This is a genomic window from Pantoea sp. M_9, from assembly GCF_008631385.1.
Lineage (GTDB): Bacteria > Pseudomonadota > Gammaproteobacteria > Enterobacterales > Enterobacteriaceae > Pantoea > Pantoea eucrina.
This window is the reverse complement of sequence record NZ_VWUF01000001.1, coordinates 617,274-632,595: the sequence shown is the minus strand read 5'-3', so window position 1 is coordinate 632,595 and position 15,322 is coordinate 617,274. Positions and strand designations below refer to the sequence as shown.

The 15,322-nt window shown below is 60.2% G+C and carries 9 protein-coding genes; 1 reads left to right on the top strand and 8 read right to left on the bottom strand.

What is annotated here, in order from left to right; all coding sequences use genetic code 11:
- Window positions 1-59: 59 nt before the first annotated feature.
- Complete coding sequence (locus tag F3I15_RS02855) at window positions 60-1,181, top strand: Gfo/Idh/MocA family protein (protein WP_150016478.1); 1,122 nt, start codon at window positions 60-62, stop codon at window positions 1,179-1,181.
- Window positions 1,182-1,254: 73 nt separating this feature from the next.
- On the opposite strand, the gene yegS is transcribed toward F3I15_RS02855, so the two are convergent.
- From yegS to F3I15_RS02815, 8 genes are all read right to left on the bottom strand, one after another.
- A complete protein-coding gene (yegS, locus tag F3I15_RS02850) occupies window positions 1,255-2,154 on the bottom strand; it encodes a lipid kinase YegS (RefSeq protein WP_150016477.1) in 900 nt (299 codons plus the stop codon).
- A 228-nt stretch (window positions 2,155-2,382) separates the two neighbouring features.
- Window positions 2,383-3,753 (bottom strand): tRNA 5-hydroxyuridine modification protein YegQ, encoded by a 1,371-nt coding sequence (gene yegQ / locus F3I15_RS02845; RefSeq protein ID WP_150016476.1) that lies wholly within the window; start codon window positions 3,751-3,753, stop codon window positions 2,383-2,385.
- A 136-nt stretch (window positions 3,754-3,889) separates the two neighbouring features.
- Window positions 3,890-4,597, bottom strand: coding sequence for a two-component system response regulator BaeR (gene baeR, locus F3I15_RS02840; protein ID WP_150016475.1), 708 nt, complete (start codon window positions 4,595-4,597; stop codon window positions 3,890-3,892).
- Between the two features lie 9 nt (window positions 4,598-4,606).
- The gene (gene baeS / locus F3I15_RS02835; RefSeq protein ID WP_150016633.1) at window positions 4,607-5,989 is read right to left on the bottom strand and encodes a two-component system sensor histidine kinase BaeS; all 1,383 of its coding nucleotides are present in this window, start codon (window positions 5,987-5,989) and stop codon (window positions 4,607-4,609) included.
- Complete coding sequence (gene mdtD, locus F3I15_RS02830) at window positions 5,989-7,386, bottom strand: multidrug transporter subunit MdtD (protein WP_150016474.1); 1,398 nt, start codon at window positions 7,384-7,386, stop codon at window positions 5,989-5,991. The genes baeS and mdtD overlap by 1 nt, the downstream gene beginning before the upstream one ends.
- A gap of 405 nt (window positions 7,387-7,791) precedes the next feature.
- Window positions 7,792-10,869: a multidrug efflux RND transporter permease subunit MdtC gene (mdtC, locus tag F3I15_RS02825; RefSeq protein WP_150016473.1), complete on the bottom strand. Its 3,078-nt coding sequence runs from the start codon at window positions 10,867-10,869 to the stop codon at window positions 7,792-7,794.
- Window positions 10,866-13,988: an MdtB/MuxB family multidrug efflux RND transporter permease subunit gene (locus F3I15_RS02820; protein ID WP_150016472.1), complete on the bottom strand. Its 3,123-nt coding sequence runs from the start codon at window positions 13,986-13,988 to the stop codon at window positions 10,866-10,868. The genes mdtC and F3I15_RS02820 overlap by 4 nt, the downstream gene beginning before the upstream one ends.
- Window positions 13,988-15,193 carry an MdtA/MuxA family multidrug efflux RND transporter periplasmic adaptor subunit gene (locus F3I15_RS02815; RefSeq protein WP_150016471.1) on the bottom strand — a complete coding sequence of 402 codons (1,206 nt, stop codon included), beginning with the start codon at window positions 15,191-15,193 and terminating at the stop codon, window positions 13,988-13,990. Before F3I15_RS02815 ends, F3I15_RS02820 begins: the two co-directional genes overlap by 1 nt.
- Window positions 15,194-15,322: the final 129 nt, after the last annotated feature.

Here is a 15,322-nt window from a genome sequence, read left to right as displayed (position 1 = left end):
GGCGCCAAAAAATGAAACATATATTCCGCGAAACCTCCTCCACTTTTTACGGGTGCAGCATGAACAGAGTCAGAATCGGAATGATCGGCAGCGGATATATCGGGCGGTGTCACGCTATCGCCTATGCGCAGGCACCCACGGTGTTTGCCCTGAAAGGTGAGATCGTGCGGGAGATGCTGGCTGAAGTCGATCCGGCACTGGCGGCAAAGCAGGCGGCCACGTTTGGCTTTGCCCGCTCCACCGGCGACTGGCGCGAGCTGGTCAGCGATCCGCAGATCGACGTTGTCGATATCTGTGCGCCCAACTTCCTGCATAAAGAGATGGCGCTGGAGGCGATCCGCCACGGCAAACATGTCTACTCGGAAAAGCCGCTGTCGCTGAGCGTGGCGGATGCAGAGGAGATGGTGCAGGCGGCAGAGCGGGCGGGTGTAAAAACGCTGGTGGGTTTTAATTACATGAAAAATCCGACCAGCCAGCTGGCGCGGGAGATCATTGCGCGCGGCGAGATTGGTGAAGTGGTGCATTTTTACGGCACGCATAATGAAGATTACCTCGCCAGCCCGCAGACGCCGCTGGACTGGCACTGTCAGAAAAAACTGGCAGGGCTGGGCGCGCTCGGCGATCTGGCCGCGCATATCGTCAATATGGCGCACTATCTGGTGGGCGACATTGAGGAGGTCAGCGGCGATATGATGACGGTAATCGCGCAGCGCCCCGATCCTAAAGATCCTGCGCGTCTGCTGCCGGTCGAGAATGAGGATCAGGCCAGCGCGCTGCTGCGCTTCAGCAATGGCGCGCACGGCGTGATTGAAACCTCACGCATTGCCTGTGGCAGCAAGATGGGGCTGACCTATGTGGTCACCGGCACCCGGGGTACGCTGCGCTATACCCAGGAGCGCATGGCCGAGCTGGCGCTCTATATCCACGATGAACCTGCCGGACGACAGGGCTTTAAAACGCTGCTCACCGGACCGGCGCATCCCGACTACGCCAGCTTCTGCGTCTCCGCCGGGCACGGTATCGGGTTTAACGATCAGAAAACCGTGGAGATCCGCGATCTGATCAATGGCATTGCGGCAGGCGATCGCATGTGGCCAGACTTTGCCGAAGGGCTACAGGTACAGAAGGTGCTGGAAGCCATTGCGATTTCGGCGGCCGAGCGGCGCTGGATGAAGGTATAATCCGGAAGGTTAAGCGGTTTGCCCGGTAAACCACCGGGTGCGCATCAGTGCGCACCCGGTGATACGTGCGTTGTCAGGCCAGCAGCGCGCACTGTGGCGGCAGGCGACAGCTGAGCGCGCCTGGCAGCACATCAATGGTAAATTCGCTGCCGCTGAGCGGCTCACCGTCCAGATTAAACGTCATCTCATGCGGCGAACGAATAGTCAGCGAGTCGAGCTGAGCCGACACAATATTAGGGTTTTCATCATCGCGCGTCAGCGAATGCAGCAGCGTGGGCAGCAGCTCCTGCGCGGTAACGATGCTGAGGTTAAGCTGACCATCGTTTATCAGCGCATCGGGGCAGAGGCGCTGCCCGCCACCCGCCTGGCGACCGTTACCGATACCGATAACCAGCGCATCACCCTGCCAGCTGAAGCCAGGACCGCTGATTTCGCAGCTGTCAGGTTTCAGCGCATCCACGCGCATCAGGCCGTGAATAAAGTAGGAGACGCCACCCAGCGCGGACTTCAGTTTCTCCGGCGTTTCAGTGGTAATACGCGTACCAAAGCCGCCGGTCGCCATATTGATAAAGTAGCGGTCGCCATTCACCCGCGCCAGATCGATAGCGGTGGCTTTGCCCACCACGGCAAGGCGCAGCGCCGGCTCCATCTCCGCCGGAATGCCCACGCTGGTGGCAAAATCGTTGGCGGTGCCCAGCGGCAGAATGCCGAGTACCGGACGGGAGGCCTCAGGTATCGCGGCCAGCGCGGTGGCAATCTCATTTATGGTGCCGTCGCCGCCGCCTGCAACAACGGTTTCCGCCTGCAGAGCAACCGCTTCCTGTACATAGCGATCGCCATCACCTTTTTCCCAGGTGACGCGCACGGCCAGATTAAAGCCCTCTTCGCGCAGCGTATCAACGGCCGCGCGCAGATCTTCATTGCCGGCGCCTTTTCCATTCAGGATCAGCAGCGTGAGCGGTGTAGTGTGCATCTTCAGTTCCTTGAAACGTGAGACAGGGATGTGGTTATAGCATAGCTGCGGCGGGAACTTTATCGGCAGGCGCTGAAAAAAGAAAACCCGCGCGGGGGAGCCGGGCGGGTAAATGAGGTGGTTCCTGGTCGTGCACGCTGGATATTGTTACTCATTAGCAGCAGGCGGGATTCTAAAGCGCGGCGCTGTGACCGTCTGTGATCCTGTTCTAACTTCGCCGCCTTTTTTTCATTTTGTGCGATTTTTGCCGTGCGGATCGCTAGTGGTATTGCCTTCAGGAAGATTACGCAGCAGCAGCGCAAAGCGAAGATCCACCTCTGCCGGCACCGGGATCCAGACCCGATGACCGTCGCCGGGCGCGACAGTGACCGCCTCGCCGCGATCGTTTTCCATCGCCTCCAGCGTGCAGGTCAGATTGCCCTGGGGCGTCATAATCTCTGCCGCATCGCCCTGCAGGAACTTGTTTTTCACCGCAATCTGCGCCCGGTCGCCGCGCCGCTCGCCGGTGAATTCGCCCACAAACTGCTGACGTTCAGAAACGGAAAAGCCCTGCTCATAGTTCTGGTAGCTGTCGTGGGTGTGACGCCGCAGGAAACCCTCGGTATAGCCACGGTGCGCCAGACCTTCCAGCGTAGCGAGCAGTGAAGTATCAAAAGGTTTACCCGCTGCGGCGTCGTCAATCGCGCGGCGATAGACCTGCGCGGTGCGCGCACAGTAGTAGAACGATTTGGTACGCCCTTCAATTTTCAGCGAATGCACGCCCATTGCGCTCAGCCGTTCCACATGCGCCACCGCACGCAAATCTTTTGAGTTCATGATGTAGGTGCCGTGCTCATCCTCAAACGCGCTCATCACTTCGCCCGGTTTCATCTTCTCTTCCAGCAGAAACAGCCGGTCGGTTGGCGCAGGGTGGTCAGGCACCGCAGCGGGCTGTTCTGCCGGTTCATGGATACCGGTAATATTGCCGACCTCATCCTGCTGGCCTTCGGAGACCTTATACGCCCAGCGGCAGGCGTTGGTGCAGGTGCCCTGGTTTGGATCGCGCTTGTTGAGATAGCCGGAGAGCAGGCAGCGACCGGAGTAGGCCATGCAGAGCGCGCCGTGGACAAAAATCTCCAGCTCTATCTCTGGCACCTGCGTGCGGATCTCCGCAATCTCCTCCAGCGACAGCTCGCGTGACAGAATGACGCGCGTCAGCCCCATCTGTTGCCAGAATTTCACCGTGGCCCAGTTGACGGCGTTGGCCTGCACGGAAAGGTGGATCGGCATCGCCGGAAACGCCTCGCGCACCAGCATAATCAGTCCCGGATCGGACATGATCAGCGCGTCGGGCTGCATCGCCACCACCGGTGTAAGGTCGCGAATAAAGGTTTTCAGTTTGGCGTTATGCGGCGCGATATTGACCACCACATAGAACTTTTTACCCAGCGCGTGCGCTTCGGCGATCCCCTGCGCCAGGTTGTCGTGCGTAAATTCATTATTGCGGACGCGCAGACTATAGCGCGGCTGGCCGGCATAAACGGCGTCAGCGCCATAGGCAAAGGCGTAGCGCATATTTTTCAGCGTTCCCGCCGGGGAGAGCAGTTCAGGTTTAAACATGGAAGACTCACTGATGTCAGGTCAGCTGACCATCGCGGATGGCCACAGCAGAAGCCGCGGCGTGCGGCTCTGCAAAAGAGGCGGAAATTGTAGGCAGGGTGCGAAGTGAAGTAAATTGATCGGGATCAATAACAGGCTACGCCAGCCGGCACATATCCGCTTCCCAGCGATAGCCGATGCCATATACCGCACGGATAAACGGCTGATCGGCGTCCTGCGCCTCAAGCTTGCGGCGCAGGTTCTTGATATGGCTGTCTATGGTGCGGTCAGTTACCACGCGGTAATCATCATAAAGCTGATTGAGCAGCTGCTCGCGGGAAAAGACTTTGCCTGGCTCCAGCGACAATGTTTTCAGCAGGCGGAACTCCGCCGGCGTCAGCTCCAGCGGCGCAGTTCGCCAGCTGGCCTGAAAGCGGCCCTCATCAATCAGCAGCAGCGACGCCTGCTGCGCCTCTTCCGGCGATTTACGCACGCGCCGCAGAATCGTTTTCACCCGCGCCACCACTTCGCGCGGGCTGAATGGCTTACAGATATAGTCATCCGCGCCGGTTTCCAGCCCCAGCAGGCGATCAATCTCTTCGGTTCGGGCGGTGACCATAATAATCGGCAGATCGGAGTGACGGCGTATCTCGCGGCACAGCGTCATGCCGTCGCAGCCAGGCAGCATCAGATCGAGCAGCATCAGCGCTGGCGTAGTGTGCTGCAGCCAGGCCTGTACCTCGCCGCCATTGGCAATATGGTGCGTGCGGTAGTTTGACGCCTGCAGATAATCGATCATCAGCTGCGCCAGTTTGGGTTCATCTTCAACAACAAGAATTAGTGGATCGCTATTTTCCGGGCTCATACGGGCTTTCTACTGGGGAACATAGGGCAAGTTTAGCCTGATTTGCACGCCACCTAAATCAGAGTGCTCCGCAGAAATCGTGCCGCCGTGCGCCTCGACGATATTTTTACAGATAGCCAGCCCCAGACCGGACCCTCCGCTGGCGCGATTGCGGGAGTTTTCCGCACGGAAAAAGCGCTCAAACAGCTGCGCCTGCTGCGCTGCCGCCACGCCAGGCGCGCTGTCATCAATGCAGAGCAGCCACTGATTCTCCTGCTGTCGCATGGTGATGCGGACCTCGCCACCGGGATGGGTATAGCGCAGGCTGTTTTCCAGCAGATTCGTAAACAGCTGCATCAGGCGGTCAGGGTCGCCAAAGCTGCTGGCTTCAGCAGGCAGCTGCAGCTGCAGCGTCAGCTGGTGCGTGCGATAACGTCCGGCAAAGCTGCCGGCGATCACCTCCAGCAGGTTAACCAGATCCAGCGGCTGTTTGCGGTAGGCGAGGGCGCCCGCATCGGAGAGCGAAAGCTGATGCAGGTCATCCACCAGCTTGGTCAGCACCACGACTTCACTCTGCAGCGAGCTTATCGCCTCAGGCGTGACCGGCCGGACGCCATCCTGAATCGCTTCCAGTTCACCGCGCAGGATCGCCAGCGGCGTGCGCAGCTCATGGGAGATATCCGCCATGAACGCGCGGCGGTTACTCTCATTTTTCTCCAGCGACTGCGCCAGCTGATTAAAGTCGCGCGCCAGCTGACCAATTTCATCACCGCTATCCACCTCAACCCGGGTAGCAAATTTTCCCGCCGCCAGCTGATGGGTGCCCTCTACCAGCCGTTTAACCGGCGCCAGCAGGCCGCGTGCCAGCAGCCAGGTGACCAGCGCCGCCAGCAGAGTGGAGAGTGTGACGATCATCCAGTTGGTCTGGCGCTGCTGCCGGTCAAAATTGATGTCGGTGCTGCGCGTCAGGTTTTCCGCCGGCGAGGCAATCACCCAGCCGACAATTTTGCCGCTGCTGGTGGTAATGTTGCGCCGCGATCCTTTTGGCGGGATCGGGGCGCGCGGGCCTGACAGCACCTTATATTGCTGATCGATGATCCAGAACTGCGTGCGCCAGCCGTGCGGCGGCAGCGGGTTGTGGCTGCCTGGATTCTGCTCCAGCGAGCGCAGAATAGTGAAGATCAGCCGATCGTTCTGGCGCAGAAAATCCCAGCTGCCGTGCTGCTCATACTGATCTGCCAGCGCATCACTCAGCAGCGTCAGCCGCTGTTCGTTGCCTTTTTTAATGTAGTCAACAAAGCCATGCTCAAAGCTGAGCCGTACGCCCCAGTGCATCGTGATGATGACCAGCATGCAGGTGCCAAAAATCGCCATAAAGAGTTTGGCGCCAATGCCGGGCCGGAAGCGCGCCATCACTTTTTACTCCTGGTTCTGAGATCAACATTTTTACTGAGTGCTTCCGGTACCCGCCAGAACACCAGCGCCGGTAGAGCGATGACCACCACCATGCAGAGCCAGGTCCAGGCAAAGGTCTGCTGCGCCATGTCGCTGCCCGCGGCAGCCTGCTGGCCAAACGCGCCGAGCAGCAGACCCGCCAGCGTGACGCCGATACTCATCGACAATTGCATAATCATCGACAGCAAGCTGTTGCCGCCGGAGGCGAGATCGTCCGGCAGATCTTTCAGCGTCAGGGTATTCATAGCGGAAAAACGCAGGGCATTGACCATGCCGAGCAGCAGTAATACCAGCGGCAGGAGCCAGATCCAGCCAGCCAGCGCGACCACGGCAAACAGCGCCACCACCAGCGCCAGCGCCAGCGTGCTTCCCACCAGCACGCGGCGATAGCCAAACAGGTTAACAATGCGCACCACCACCCGCTTGATGCCCATATTTCCCAGCACCATCGGGATCATCATTAACCCGGCGTGAAACGGCGTAAAGCCAAGACCCACCTGCAGAAATACCGGCGTCATAAACGGCAGCATGCCGCTGCCGATGCGCCCGGTAAAGCTGCCCAGCAGACCAACCGAATAGAGACGGTTATCAAACAGGCGCAGGCTGAACAGCGCGTTGTCATTATGGCGGCCATGCATCAGATAAAACAGCAGCGACAGCACGCCCGCCAGAATCAGGATGCCGGGCAGCAGCGCGCCGCTACCGCCGCCATCCAGCGCCAGCGTCAGCGCCGCCATGCCGGCCGCCAGCAGCAGAAAACCGGCAAAATCAAACCGGCGCGTCTGCATGGTGTAGTTCGGCATCAGCATCAGCGTGGCGACAGCACCAATAATGCCGACCGGAATATTGATAAGGAAAATCCAGTGCCAGCTGGCGTACTCAACCAGCACGCCGCCGAGGGCCGGACCGAGCAGCGGGCCAATCTGGCCCGGCAGGGTCACAAAGGTCATGGCGGACATATATTGCTCGCGCGGCACAATTTTCATGACCGTTAAGCGGCCCACCGGCACCATCATTGCGCCACCGATGCCCTGAACCACGCGCGCCGCTACCAGCTGGTTAAGCGTGGCAGACAGGGCGCAGAACAGCGATCCGATGCTGAACAGCACAATCGCGCTGAAAAAGATGTTACGCACGCCAAAGCGGTCAGCCAGCCAGCCGCTCAGCGGCAGCATCACCGCAACCGTCAGAACGTAAGAGACGATAACGGAATGCATATGCAGCGGGCTGACGCCAAGATCGCGCGCCATGGAGGGCAGCGCAGTGTTGACAATAGTGGTATCCAGCGTTTGCATAAAAAAGCCAAACGCCACAATCCACAGCTGCCAGCGTACCGTAGTGGCAGGTTTGTTCATCTTCTCTCCTCCAGCATAAGGCGCGTTCAGTTGCCAGGGGCGCATAAATGCGCCCCCTACAAAACCCCCACAGGGCGCCATTAATGGCGCCCTGGTTTCGTACGCGTTCGGTTGCTCCGGGGCGCATAAATGCGCCCCCTGCAAAACCCCCGCAGGGACGCCATTAATGGCGCCCTGGTTTCGTGCGCGTTCGGTTGCCAGAGGCGCATAAATGTGCCCCCTGCAAAACCCCCGTAGGGGCGCCATTAATGGCGCCCTGGTTTCGCACGCGTTCGGTTGCCCGGGGCGCATAAATGCGCCCCCAAAACCCCCACAGGGGCGCCATTAATGGCGCCCTGGTTTCGCATGCGTTCGGTTGCCAGGGGCGCATAAATGCGCCCCCTACGAAACCGGGTGGGGCGCCCCCTACGAAATCCGCGTGGCTGCCGGCTCTTTGACGGCTTTGCGGCGGCGTAATTTATCCATCAGCAGATAGACCACCGGCGTGGTGTAGAGCGTCAGCAGCTGGCTGACCACCAGGCCGCCGGCGATGGTGATGCCCAGCGGCTGCCGCAGTTCGGCACCGTCGCCGCTGGTCAGCACCAGCGGCAGGGCGCCAAACAGCGCGGCCAGCGTGGTCATCAGAATCGGGCGAAAACGCAGCTGACACGCCTGGAAAATCGCCTCGCGCGGACTCAGCTGCTGCTGTCGCTCCGCCTCCAGCGCAAAATCGACCATCATGATGGCGTTCTTTTTCACAATCCCTATCAGCAGCAAAATGCCAATCAGCGCAATCAGGCTGAACGGCGTATCAAACAGCTTAAGCGCCAGCAGCGCGCCGGTTCCGGCCGACGGCAGCGTCGACAGAATCGTGAGCGGATGCACATAACTCTCATACAGAATGCCGAGCACGATATAGACCGCTGCGATAGCTGCCAGCATCAGCCAGAGCTGGCTGGACTGCGACTGCTGAAATACCTGCGCGGTACCGGCAAAGCTGCCGCGCACGCTGGAGGGCACCCCCAGCGCCGTCATGGCACGATCGATCGCCGCGGAGGCCTGCGACAGGGACACGCCTTCCGGCAAATTAAACGAAATGGTTGTCGCCGCAGAAAGCCCCTCATGGTTGACGGAGAGCGGTGCGTTAGCGGGCTGCCAGCGGGCAAAGCCGCTCAGCGGAATCGCTTTGCCGTCGCTATTGACCACAAACATCTGGTCGAGCGCGCTGATATCCTGGGTATAGCGCGGATCCACCTCCATCACCACTTTGTACTGATTCAGCGGCTGATAAATGGTTGAGATCTGACGCTGGCCAAAGGCGTTGTTCAGCAGATCGTTGGCGGCTGAAACGTCTATGCCGAGGCGCGCCATGCTTTCACGATCGTATGTGATGGCCATTTCGCTGCCTTTATCCTGCTGGTCGGAGTTAACGTCAGTGAGCTGCGGCAGGGCAGAGAAGGCCTTACGGATTTTGGGTTCCCACTCACGCAGATCGGCAAGGTTGTCCGACAGCAGGCTGTACTGATAGCTGGCGTTCGACTCCCGTCCGCCGACGCGGATGTCCTGCACGGCGTTGAGATAGAGGCTGGCGCCCGGCTCTTTAGCCAGTTTGGTACGCAGGCGGGCGATCACCTGCTGGGCGCTTTCGCTGCGCTCAGAGAGAGGCTTCAGCGCCACAAACATCAGGCCGCTGTTGGTGCCGAGGCCGCCGGTAAAGCCGGTGACGTTATCTACCGCCGGGTCCATTTTGATGATATTCATAAAATCTTCCAGCTTGCCGCGCATCGCCTGAAACGAGATGCTCTGATCGGCAGACAGAAAGCCGCTCAGGCGACCGGTATCCTGTTCCGGCATAAAGGTTTTGGGTATCGTAATAAACAGCCAGACGGTCATCGCTACCGTGCCGCCCAGCAGCAGCAGTACCCAGATGGCGTGGCGCAACACCCAGCGCAGCGAGCGGGCATAGCCATCCTGCGTCCGCTGCAGCAGACGGCTGAACAGCCCGGGCGCGGCAGGCTGTGCCGGCTGCGGCTTCAGCAGATACGCGCACATCATCGGCGTCAGCGTAACGGAGATAAACAGCGAGATCAGGATCGCCACCGACAGCGTAATGGCAAATTCCGAAAAGAAGCGTCCGATAATGCCGCCAATCATCAGCAGCGGCAGAAACACCGCAATCAGCGACAGGCTCATCGACAGCACGGTAAAGCCCACTTCGCGGACGCCGGTCAGCGCCGCCTGCAGCGGCTTCATGCCGGCCTCCACGTGACGGGCAATGTTCTCCAGCACCACAATCGCATCATCCACCACAAACCCGGTGGCGATAGTCAGCGCCATCAGCGACAGGTTGTTAAGACTGAAGCCACACAGATACATGGCAGCAAAGGTGCCAATCAGTGAGACCGGCACTGCCGCAGCAGGAATAAGTGTGGCCCGGCCGTCGCGCAGGAACAGAAACACCACCAGAATCACCAGCACCACGGCAATCACCAGCGACTGCTCGACTTCATGCAGCGAAGCGCGGATAGTCGGCGAGCGATCCTGGGCAATCTGCAGATCGATCGCCGCCGGAATGAAATCGTGCAGCACCGGCAGTTCAGCGCGAATGCGATCCACGGTATCGATGATATTGGCGTCCGGCGACTTACGGATCACCAGCAGCACCGCCGGCTTGCCGTTGGTCATCCCGGCGTTACGCACATCCTGCACCGAATCCTGCACGCTGGCGACATCGCTCAGGCGAACCGCCGCACCGTTGTTATAGTGCACTACCAGCGGCTGATAGGCGCTGGCGCTCTGCAGTTCATCATTGGTGCGCAGCTGCCAGCGCTGCTGGCGATCGTCGATTGCGCCCTGCGGTCGTCGCTGGTTAGCGTTACTGATGGCGCTGCGTACCGCATCCAGCGACACGCCCTGATTAAACAGCGCCTGCGGATTGAGATCGACGCGCACGGCGGGCAGCGAACTGCCGCCTACCGTGACGTCGCCGACGCCCTCAATCTGCGACAGTTTTTGTGCCAGCTGCGTCGAGGCGTAATCATAGAGCTGACCCGGATTATAGTCGTCCGAAGTCACCGTCAGGATCATAATCGGCGCATCCGAGGGGTTCGCTTTTCGATAAGAAGGCCGGCTCGGCATGCCTGACGGCAGCAGGCTCTGCGCCGCATTAATCGCAGCCTGCACATCGCGCGCGGCACCATTAATATCACGGTCAAAATCAAACACCAGAATAATGCGCGTGCTGCCCAGCGAGTTCGTCGAGGTCATTTCACTGACGCCGGCAATGCGACCCAGCGAGCGTTCCAGCGGCGTGGCCACCGAGGCGGCCATGGTTTCCGGTGAGGCACCCGGCAGCGAGGCCGAAATCATAATCACCGGAAAGTCGAGCTGCGGCAGCGGAGCCACCGGCAGCAGACGAAAACCAAGCATTCCCGCCAGCGCAATCGCCAGCGTCAGCAGGATGGTGGCGACCGGCCGGTGAATGAAGAGGGCAAAAAACTTCACGACTGCGCCTCCGGACGACCGAAGCGCCTGCGGGTAGCGTGCGCCAGGCGATCAAACAGCAGATAGATGACCGGCGTGGTAAACAGCGTCAGGATCTGGCTGAGGATCAGGCCGCCCACCATAGCGATGCCGAGCGGATGGCGCAGCTCAGCGCCGACGCCGGTACTGAGCATCAGCGGCAGCGCGCCCAGCAGCGCCGCCAGCGTGGTCATCAGGATCGGGCGAAAGCGCAGCAGGCAGGCCTGATAGATCGCATCACGCGGCGCCATGCCCTGTTCACGCTCCGCCGCCAGCGCAAAGTCAATCATCATAATGGCGTTTTTCTTTACAATACCGATCAGCAGGATGATGCCGATAATGGCGATGATATCGAGCTCGTTGCCGCTCAGCATCAGCGCCAGCAGCGCGCCGACGCCCGCGGTGGGCAGGGTAGAGAGAATAGTAATCGGGTGAATAAAACTCTCATACAGCACGCCAAGGACGATATACATTGCGACCACGGCCGCCACAATCAGCCAGACGGTGCTGCTCAGCGCGGCTTCAAACGCCAGCGTACTGCCCTGGAACTGCGTGACGATATCTGCCGGCATACCCAGCGCCCCTTCTGCGGCGGTAATGGCCTGCAGCGCCTCCTCCAGTGAATAGCCATCGGCCACGTCAAAAGAGAAGGTCGCGGACGGGAACTGATCGAGATGATTAATGCTGAGGGCGGTATGCCGCTCCTCTGTGCTGGCGATAGCGCTGAGCGGTACGCTGCCGCCGTCGCTGCTTTTAAGCCGGATCCCCTCCAGGCTCGCCAGTCCCGGCGTCTGCGCGTTATGCTGCTCCAGAACCACGCGATACTGGTTCGCCTGCGTGTAAATCGTTGAGATCAGCCGCTGACCAAACGCGTTATACAGCGCATTATCGACGTCAGCCATGGTGATCCCGAGCCGGCTGGCGCTGTCGCGATCGACGCGCACATACGCTTCCAGCCCCTGATCCTGCCAGTCGCTGCTGACGTTGCGCAGCTGTGGCGCCTTTTCCAGCTGGCCGATCAGCGCCGGGACCCAGCTGCTCAGGGCGTCAAGCGAGCCAGACTGCAGCGTAAACTGATAGGGGGTACGGCTGCTCTGCGTCTCAATGGTGAGATCCTGCACCGGCTGCAGCCAGAGTGAGACGCCCGGGATCTGCGCCACCGCCTGCTGCAGCCGCGCCTGCACCGCCGGAATGCGGTCGTCGCGCTCGCTCAGCGGCTTGAGGTTGATCTGCAGCCGGGCGCTGTTAAGCGCAGGATTGGTGCCATCCACCCCGACAAAAGAGGTCAGGCTTTCAACCGCCGGATCCTTCATCACCGCTGAGGCAACATCGCGCGTGCGCTGCGCCATACTGGCGTAAGAGACCGACTGCGGCGCCTGCAGGGTGCCCTGAATAATGCCGTTATCCTGCTGCGGGAAGAAGCCTTTCGGGATCATCACCCACAGCAGCACCGTCATCAGCAGCGTGCCGAGCGCCACGCTGAGCGTCAGCCACGGATGCTGCAGCACGCGCGTCAGTCCACGTCCGTAACCGGCAATGACCCGCTCAAACAGCGCCTCGCTGGCGCGCGAGAAGCGGTTCTGCCGGCGCAGTGACTCCGCGCTCAGCATGCGCGCACACATCATCGGCGTCAGCGTCAGAGACACCACGGCTGAAATCAGAATGGCGATAGCCAGCGTAACGGCGAACTCGCGAAACAGCCGGCCAATCACATCGCCCATAAACAGCAGCGGGATCAGCACCGCAATCAGCGAAAAGGTGAGCGAGATAATGGTAAAACCGATCTCTCCCGCCCCTTTCAGCGCGGCGGTGAGCGGCTTCTCGCCTTTCTCGATATAGCGTGAAATATTCTCAATCACCACAATGGCGTCATCCACCACAAAGCCGGTGGCGATAGTCAGCGCCATCAGCGTGAGGTTGTTGATCGAGAAGCCCATAAAATAGATGGCGGCAAACGTACCAATCAGCGAAAGCGGTACCGCCACGGCCGGAATGATCGTAGCCGGTACGTTGCGCAGAAACAGATAGATGATCATGACTACGAGCGCCATGGCCAGCATCAGCTCATGCTGCGTATCAGATACCGAGGCGCGAATATTGGTCGTGCGATCGGTCAGCAGTTTCATGTCGACCGATTTAGGCAGCGTGGCGGTAAGCGATGGCAGCAGCGCCCGGATATTATCAGCGGTATCGATAATATTGGCGCCGGGCTGACGCTGGACGTTGAGCACAATCGCCTGCTGGCGGTTAGCCCAGGCACCCAGCCAGCTGTTCTCTGCGCCCGATTCAATGGTCGCAACGTCGCCCAGCCGCACCGGCGCGCCGTTGTTGTAGCTGATAATCAGGCGGCGGTAATCCTCAGCCGATGTCATCTGATCGTTTGCTGACAGCGTGATAGATCGCGCCGGGCCATCAAGGCTGCCTTTCGCTGAGTTGACGTTGGCGTTGCTAATAGCCGTGCGCACATCTTCGCTGGTCAGTCCTAACGCTGCCAGCGCCTGCGCATTCATTTTTACCCGCACCGCCGGACGCTGTCCGCCGGAAAGGGTGACCAGGCCTACGCCGGAGACCTGCGCAATCTTCTGCGCCACGCGCGTTTCCACCATATCCTGCACCTGCGTCAGCGGCAGGCTGGTCGTGGTGACCGCCAGCGTCATAATAGGCGGATCGGCCGGGTTGACTTTGCTGTAGGCGGGCGGATTAGGCAGATCGCCAGGCAGCAGGTTAGTGGCGGAGTTAATCGCCGCCTGAACCTCCTGCTCCGCCACATCCAGCGCCAGCGACAGCTGAAACTGCAGCGTGATCACCGAGGCGCCGCCGGAACTTTGCGACGCCATCTGTTTCAGCCCGGACATCTGGCCAAACTGGCGTTCCAGCGGTGCGGTAATCGACGAGGTGACCACATCCGGACTGGCTCCGGGATAGAGCGTGACAACCTGAATCGTGGGGTAGTCCACTTCCGGCAGGGCGGAGACCGGCAGAAAGCGGTAGCCAAGCAGGCCAGCCAGCAGGATCGCAATCATCAGCAGCGTGGTGGCGACCGGGCGTAAAATGAACTGACGTGACGGACCGCCGCCAGCGTCAGGAGGCAGCACCTGCATTATTGACGCTCTCCCCGGGCTGGCTGCGCGGCACGCGTGGTCTCTGTTGCCGTACTCTGCGGCGCCACGACGTCAACCGTTGCGCCGTCGGTGAGGCGATCGATGCCGTCGGTAATGACCCGCTCACCCGCCTCCAGTCCGGCACTGATTACCACTTTCTGGCTATCCTGCAGTCCGGCGGTAACGCGTTTCTTGCTGACTTTGTTCTCGCTGTTAACCACCCAGACAAAGTGGCCCTCATTGCTCATCTGCAGCGCGGCGGCCGGAATAGTCACCGCATTCTGCAGCGTATCCGCTTTCAGCCGTGCGTTAACAAACTGGTTGGGAAACAGGGTGTCATCTTCATTGCTGAAGCGTGCTTTCAGCTTAATGGTGCCGGTAGTGGTATCGATCTGGTTATCCAGGCTCAGCAGCGTGCCCTGCGTCAGCAGCGTGGTGTTGCTGCGATCCCAGGCCTCCACCACCAGCGGCTGACCGCTTTTCTGCGCTTTCAGGATCTGGCTGATATAGCTCTCAGCCACGCTGAATACCACATCAATCGGGTGCGTCTGGGTGATCACGACCAGGCCATCGGTGTCGCCGGCGGTAATGTAGTTGCCGATGTCGACCTTGCGTAACCCGATACGTCCGGCAATCGGCGCGGTGATGCGGCTGTAGGTCAGATTCAGCTGCGCACTCGCAACGTTGCCCTCATCAGCTTTAATGGTGCCCAGCGTTTCGCTCACCAGCGCGCGCTGGGTATCGAGATCCTGTTGTGAGACCAGGGACGTTTTCGACAGCTTCTCATAGCGGCTGAGATCGCGGCGGGCATTCGCCAGCGTGGCCTGATCCCGGGCCAGCTGGCCCTGCGCCTGCGTGAGAGCAACCTGATACGGGCGCGGATCGATCTCAGCCAGCAGCGTGCCGGCAGCCACCTGCTCACCTTCCGTAAAATGCAGCGCCATCAGCTGCCCCTCAACGCGGCTGCGCACCGTAACCGTATTTGCAGCGGTAACGGTGCCGAGGCCGTTCAGATAGTAGGGCACGCTTTGCAGTTCAGCCGTTGCCGCCTGTACCGGTGCGGCTGGCCGGTTTGCGGCACCGCGCTTCTCTTTAGCCTGCGCCGGCTGTGCTGGCGTGGCGCGCGAGTGCCAGGCGTAATAACCGCCAGCCGCTACCGCCAGCGCGATAAGAATTAACAGACCTGTTTTGGTTCGACTCTTCATTACTCTGCGTGCTCTCCAGCCATGTCGTCTTCCTGATATGCCTGCCCACATCCGGACAGCGCAAACGAAAATAAGTGTAGCCGCCTGCGCCAGGCGAAAATTGAAGGAATTAAGAATATCTGCTCAGCG

Coding starts and splice junctions, on each gene's coding strand:
- F3I15_RS02855 (WP_150016478.1), top strand. CDS start 60: ATGAACAGAGTCAGAATCGGAATGATCGGCAGCGGATATATCGGGCGG.
- yegS (WP_150016477.1), bottom strand. CDS start 2,154: ATGCACACTACACCGCTCACGCTGCTGATCCTGAATGGAAAAGGCGCC.
- yegQ (WP_150016476.1), bottom strand. CDS start 3,753: ATGTTTAAACCTGAACTGCTCTCCCCGGCGGGAACGCTGAAAAATATG.
- baeR (WP_150016475.1), bottom strand. CDS start 4,597: ATGAGCCCGGAAAATAGCGATCCACTAATTCTTGTTGTTGAAGATGAA.
- baeS (WP_150016633.1), bottom strand. CDS start 5,989: ATGGCGCGCTTCCGGCCCGGCATTGGCGCCAAACTCTTTATGGCGATT.
- mdtD (WP_150016474.1), bottom strand. CDS start 7,386: ATGAACAAACCTGCCACTACGGTACGCTGGCAGCTGTGGATTGTGGCG.
- F3I15_RS02820 (WP_150016472.1), bottom strand. CDS start 13,988: ATGCAGGTGCTGCCTCCTGACGCTGGCGGCGGTCCGTCACGTCAGTTC.
- F3I15_RS02815 (WP_150016471.1), bottom strand. CDS start 15,193: ATGAAGAGTCGAACCAAAACAGGTCTGTTAATTCTTATCGCGCTGGCG.